This window comes from Nocardioides sp. (genome assembly GCF_034670285.1).
GTDB lineage: Bacteria > Actinomycetota > Actinomycetes > Propionibacteriales > Nocardioidaceae > Nocardioides.
The window spans coordinates 1-5654 of sequence record NZ_JAXMNS010000256.1; the positions used below are offsets into that span (position 1 = coordinate 1).

At 71.3% G+C, this 5654-nt stretch carries 6 protein-coding genes; 5 read left to right on the forward strand and 1 reads right to left on the reverse strand.

The features are described 5' to 3' along the window. Positions 1 to 62 precede the first annotated feature (62 nt). Genes fabG through VOI19_RS13085 form a run of 3 tightly spaced genes read left to right on the forward strand, consistent with a single transcriptional unit; the run spans position 63 to position 3331 of the window. The gene (gene fabG / locus VOI19_RS13075; RefSeq protein ID WP_323793400.1) at positions 63 to 803 is read left to right on the forward strand and encodes a 3-oxoacyl-[acyl-carrier-protein] reductase; all 741 of its coding nucleotides are present in this window, start codon (positions 63 to 65) and stop codon (positions 801 to 803) included. Position 804: 1 nt separating this feature from the next. Next, entirely contained in the window at positions 805 to 1584 is a 780-nt protein-coding gene (gene fabI, locus VOI19_RS13080) for an enoyl-ACP reductase FabI (RefSeq protein ID WP_323793401.1), read from the forward strand. Between the two features lie 31 nt (positions 1585 to 1615). Beyond that, a complete protein-coding gene (locus VOI19_RS13085; RefSeq protein ID WP_323793402.1) occupies positions 1616 to 3331 on the forward strand; it encodes a Mur ligase family protein in 1716 nt (571 codons plus the stop codon). Here the strand turns inward: VOI19_RS13085 and VOI19_RS13090 are convergent. Further along, complete coding sequence (locus VOI19_RS13090; RefSeq protein WP_323793403.1) at positions 3291 to 3980, reverse strand: TIGR02206 family membrane protein; 690 nt, start codon at positions 3978 to 3980, stop codon at positions 3291 to 3293. The two genes, VOI19_RS13085 and VOI19_RS13090, sit on opposite strands and share 41 nt — an antisense overlap. A gap of 34 nt (positions 3981 to 4014) precedes the next feature. Here VOI19_RS13090 and VOI19_RS13095 point away from each other — a divergent pair, with 34 nt between their 5' ends. Next, the gene (locus VOI19_RS13095; protein ID WP_323793404.1) at positions 4015 to 4941 is read left to right on the forward strand and encodes a hypothetical protein; all 927 of its coding nucleotides are present in this window, start codon (positions 4015 to 4017) and stop codon (positions 4939 to 4941) included. 114 nt (positions 4942 to 5055) lie between these two features. Then, the coding region (locus tag VOI19_RS13100; protein WP_323793405.1) for an AMP-binding protein at positions 5056 to 5654 on the forward strand (599 nt) is incomplete at its 3' end.

Sequence of the window (5654 nt, forward strand, 5' to 3'; positions counted from 1 at the left end):
CCCTCAACCCCCGGGGACGGCCCAGTAGGACTACCCCGGAGTAATCGCTAGCGTCGAGCAGCGTGAGCGCATCGGAGCAGAGCAAGGGTCCAGCGGGCGAGCCGCGCGTCGTCCTCGTGACCGGCGGCAACCGCGGCATCGGACGAGCCATCGCGGAGGCGTTCCTCGCCCAGGGCGACAAGGTCGCGGTCACCACGCGCAGCGGGGGAGCGCCCGAGGGAGCTCTCGACGTCACGTGCGACGTGACCGACCAGGCAGCCGTCGACGCTGCCTTCGAGACCATCGAGGCCGAGCTCGGCCGGGTCGAGATCCTCGTCGCCAACGCCGGGGTCACGGCCGACACGCTGCTGCTGCGGATGTCCGACGACGACTGGTCGAAGGTCATCGACACCAACCTGACCGGCACCTTCCGGCTCGCCAAGCGGGCCTCCAAGGGGATGCTGCGGCTGCGCCGAGGTCGGATCATCCTGATCTCCTCGGTCGTGGGACTGACCGGCTCCGCCGGCCAGGTCAACTACGCCGCCTCCAAGGCCGGCCTGGTCGGGATGGCGCGATCGCTGGCGCGCGAGCTCGGCTCGCGCTCGATCACCACGAACGTCGTCGCCCCCGGCTTCGTCGACACCGACATGACCGCGGTGCTGAGCGAGGAGCAGAAGGACGCCATCCGGATGCAGGTGCCACTGGGTCGCTACGCCGACCCCGGTGAGGTCGCCTCGGCGGTCACCTGGCTGGCGAGTGACGGAGCGGCATACGTGACCGGGGCGGTCATCCCCGTCGACGGCGGACTAGGAATGGGGCACTGACATGGGCATTCTCGACGGCAAGACGATCCTGGTCGCTGGAGTCACGATGGATTCCTCTATCGGGTTCGCGACCGCCAAGGTCGCGCAGGAGCAGGGCGCGACCGTGCTCATCTCCAACTTCGGCCGCGCGCTCGGCATCACGCGACGCATCGCCAAGCGGCTCCCGGTGGAGCCTGTGGTGCTCGAGCTCGACGTGACCGACGAGGCGCACCTTGCGGGCCTCGCCGACGCAGTGCGTGAGCACATCGGAGCCGACGGCACCCTCGACGGCGTCGTCCACTCGATCGCCTACGGCAACCCCGAGACGCTGCTCGGCGGCAAGTTCCTCACCGGCCCCTGGGACGACGTCGCCCAGGCGGTGCAGGTCTCGGCCTACTCCCTCAAGTCGCTGGCCATGGCCACCAAGCCGTTGATGGGCGAGGGGGGCTCGATCGTCGGGCTCACCTTCGACGCCAGCGTGTCCTGGCCGGTCTACGACTGGATGGGCGTGGCCAAGGCAGCCCTCGAGTCGACCTCGCGCTACCTCGCCCGCGACCTCGGGCGCGACGGCATCCGGGTCAACCTCGTGGCAGCCGGACCGCTCAAGACGCTCGCGGCCAAGGCGATCCCGGGCTTCGAGGAGCTGGACGCGATGTGGGAGACCAAGGCACCCCTCGGATGGGACAACTCCGACCAGGAGCCGACGGCCAAGGCCGTGTGCGCGCTGCTCTCGGACTTCTTCCCCGCCACGACCGGCGAGATCGTGCACGTCGACGGCGGCTTCCACGCCATGGGTGCGTGACTCAGGGGCCCACGCAGGTAGCGTCGCCCCGGTGACGGTCTCCTCCCTGAAAGAGCTGCGGGTCCTCGAAGGGCCCAACCTCTACTTCCCCCGTGCCGCCATCAAGCTCACCCTCGACGTCTCCGGTCTCTCCTCGGCCTCCGAGGCGACGGCGGAGCGTCTTGCGGTGCGCATCGGCCTGAAGCACGCTCGCCCCGGCGCGCCCGACACCGGTTTTCGCCAGCGCTTCGCGCTGCGCGCCGTCGGGCGCCTCGTGCGCGCGGTCGCCCAGGAGTCCGGGACCTCGAGCCTCGCTGTGCGGGTGCGCTCGACGGCTGACGCCTACCAGGTCGTGGTCGCGTTCCCGTGGGCGAACCGCACACGCGCCCAGGAGATGGGCCGCGCCATCGGTGCGGTGCTGGACGCCCTGCCGGGCGCAGACCTGGAGGCTGCAGTGAGTGCCGCCGCCGAGCGGGTCGCTGCCGCTGAGCCCGGCGAGGCCCCGACCACCCTGACTCCGACCGTGCCCGTCGTGGCGGTCACCGGCACCAACGGCAAGACCACCACGTCGCGCATGGTCGCCCACATCGCCCGCACCCACGGGCTCCTCGTGGGGTGGTCCAACACCGACGGGATCTACGTCGACGGCGCGATGGTGGAGGCAGGCGACTACTCAGGGCCGAGCGGTGCCGGCCGGGTGCTCGCGCACCCGGAGGTGCAGCTCGCGGTCACCGAGACCGCTCGGGGCGGAATCCTCCTCAAGGGGATCGGTGTGGTCCACAACGACGTCTCGGTCGTCACCAACGTCACCGCCGACCACCTCGGCCAGCAGGGCATCGACACCGTCGACCAGCTCGCCGAGGTCAAGGCCGTGGTGCCGCGCATCACGCGCAAGGGCGGCTGGGCGGTCCTCAACGCCGACGACCCCCGGGTCTACGCGATGCGCCACGTGATCAAGGCCAAGCCCTGGGTGTTCTCGCGCGACGTGGACTCGCCGGGGGTGCGCGAGACGCTCACCGCCCGCGGTCGCGCCACGGTCGTGATCGACGGCTGGGTGTCGGTGCTGCGCGCCAACGCCGACCCGGACCCGCTCATCGAGCTCGTCGACGTGCCGATGACCCTCGCGGGGCTGTCGCGCTTCAACGTCGAGAACACCCTCGCCGCGGCGTCGGCGGCGCTGGCCATCGGGATCCCGCGGGCCACCGTCATCGAGGGGCTGCGCACCTTCGCGCCCGACGCCGAGCACAACCCGGGCCGGATGAACTTCTTCAGCCTCCCCGGCGCGGAGCCCGACCAGGGCGCGATCTCGGTCGTGATGGACCTCGCCCACAACGAGGCCGGCCTCGAGGCCCTGATGGAGATCATGAACGGCGTACGGCGTCCGGGTGGGCGCTTGCTCCTCGGCCTCGGCGTGGTCGGTGACCGCACCGACGACCTCATCGAGAAGCTCGGCGAGATCGCCGCACGTGACAGCGACGTCGTGGCCATCGGCCACAAGGAGCGCTACCTGCGCGGCCGCAGCACCGACGAGCTCGATGCACTGATGCGCGCCGGCGCCGAACGGGTGGGGGTCACCGGGGTGCCGGCCTACCCCACCGAGGTGGCGGTGATGTCGGCCCTCGTCGGTCAGGCGCTGCCCGGCGACGTGGTGGGCGTGATGTGTCACGCCGACCGCGAGGGGTGCTACGCCTGGATTGCCGAGCACGGCGGCACCCCCGACGACGCCGCTACCCTCGCGGCGAAGGTGCGTGCCGCCGAGACGTCCTAGCCCAGGGCCACGTCATGAGGGCCCAGATCGCTGCCACGATCGCGATCTCCGCGAGCACGTAGACGGGCCAGGGGCCGAGCAGGTCGAGGGCGGACCCGCTGCTCGGCTTGCGCACGAGGTAGCCGTAGTTGGTGTCGGCCACCAGGTTGAACGCGTAGGCGCCGACGGCCCAGGCGAGCGTCACCGCCATCACCAGCCGGTACTCCCGCCACCGCGGTGCCAGGCCGAGTCCCCACACGAGGTAGACCGCCGCCCACACGATCAGCAGGTGCAGGGCCCAGAACGCGAAGAAGCGGACCTCGGGAAAGGCCTCGCCCAGGGACGGCGTGACGATCCCCTGGGTGGTCAGCACCAGGCCCCAGTAGTAGGTCAGGCCCACGGCCCACGGGCGTCGGGTCCACAGGGCGTAGGCCGCCGCAGGCCACGCCAGGTCGCACAGGTGCAGCGGCAGGCTCACCCCGATCTCGAAGCGGGTGACGACGTCGTAGACCTGGAGGGGCACCGTGACCGCGGGCAGGAGCAGCGCGAGACTGCGGGAGACGACCACGGAGCCGGTGCGTCGGTCGTGGCGCCCCACGAGCACGGCGGCCGCAAGGCCGACCACGAAGACGCCGAGCATCACGAGGTGGGACGCGCCGTAGGGCTCCATGGGTCAAGGATGCCGCGTGGGGGAGGATGTGCCCATGCCTGACACCGCCGAGCCCGACGTGACAGCTGAAGGCACCGTCGGTCCGGAGGACGACGGCGACGGCGACGTGGCGACCCACCACGGGTCGGGCGCGAGCGAGCCGCCCGCGCGCGAGAAGCACCGGGCCGGACCCCAGCGCCCGAGCCGCCCCAACTCCTCCGCCTGGCTGATGGCTCTGACCTGGGCCGCCCTGACAGCAGTCGTGCTGCTGCCGTTCGCCATCGACGGTCGCCCCGACCGCTCTTTCCTGGCCTCGGTGGCAGCGGTGGGGCTGCCTGCGCTCGCGGTCGCTGCGGTCACCTCCTTGGTCGCCCACCGCTCGGCATCGGCGTGGAGCTGGTGGCTCTACCCACCGATCGTCGTGCTGCCGGCGGTCGCGTTGGTGGTCCTGACCGACCTGGTGCCTGATCGTCTCGAGAACGTCCCCGACGTGGGTGACCAGGGCAACCGGTCGTTGGCCGCGCCGGACCAGGCCGGCGCCTGGACGCTCCGGAAGGGCGCCAGCGCCGACGAGCAGGAGGCCGAGCTGCGCGGCCGGATCCTGCGCGCCGACGAGTCGCTCGAGGCCGTCTACGGCGACTACCGGCGCGGGGGCGACGACGTCCTCGTCTACAACGGCATCAACGTCACCACCGACAGCGACCTCGCCCGCGAGCTCGTCGGTCGACCCGAGACCGCGCTCGGCGACTACCTCGAGGGCACCGGCATCACCGACGTCGTCGAGGTGCCCGCCGGCGACCTGCGCGGCGCCATGGCGTGCGGGACGTTCCCGCGGCTCGGGCCCTACGTCGACCTGATCGTGTGTGGCTGGGCCGACTCCGGCGGCATCGGCACCGCGATCTACCGCGTCGACGGGATCAACCAAGAGCTTGCCGCCGAGACCACGCGCGAGTTCCGCGCCGAGGTCACTGTCTACAGCTGACCCGTCCCGGTCCGCGAACTGTGGGGGACCGGTGGGACCCGGGTGGCACGATGGTGAGGTACGCCACACCGGCGACCCCTCGCCGTCCCCGCCGCTCACTCGGAGGCCTCACGCATGCGCAGCACGATGCAGGACGACCAGCTCACGATCGGCGCCATTCGACGTCACGTGACGTCGATCCATCCGGACGCCGAGGTCGTCACCGCCACCGCGGACGGCACGCGGCGGCGGTCGTACGCCGAGGTCGGCGAACGCGTCGGTCAGCTGGCCAACGCACTCCGACGACTGGGGATCGACGGCGACCAGCGGGTCGCGACGTTCGCCTGGAACAACGCCGAGCACCTCGAGGCCTACCTCGCGGTGCCCTCGATGGGTGCCGTGCTCCACACCCTCAACATCCGGTTGTTCCCCGAGCAGCTGGTCTACATCGCCAACCACGCCGAGGACGAGATCGTCATCGTCGATGCCTCCCTCGTCGAGGCGCTCGCGCCTCATCTGGCCGCCATGACGACGGTTCGACACGTCCTCGTCGCGGGTCCCGAGGCCGCGGACACCGACCTCACCGCCCTGCGTGCGGCCGGGCCCGTGGTGCACCTGTACGACGACCTCCTCGCCGCCGAGCAGTCCGCGTTCGACTGGCCTGATCTGGACGAGCGCGATGCCGCCGCGATGTGCTACACCTCCGGCACCACCGGCAATCCCAAGGGCGTCGT

Coding starts and splice junctions, on each gene's coding strand:
- VOI19_RS13090 (WP_323793403.1), bottom strand. CDS start 3,980: ATGGAGCCCTACGGCGCGTCCCACCTCGTGATGCTCGGCGTCTTCGTG.
- VOI19_RS13095 (WP_323793404.1), top strand. CDS start 4,015: ATGCCTGACACCGCCGAGCCCGACGTGACAGCTGAAGGCACCGTCGGT.
- fabI (WP_323793401.1), top strand. CDS start 805: ATGGGCATTCTCGACGGCAAGACGATCCTGGTCGCTGGAGTCACGATG.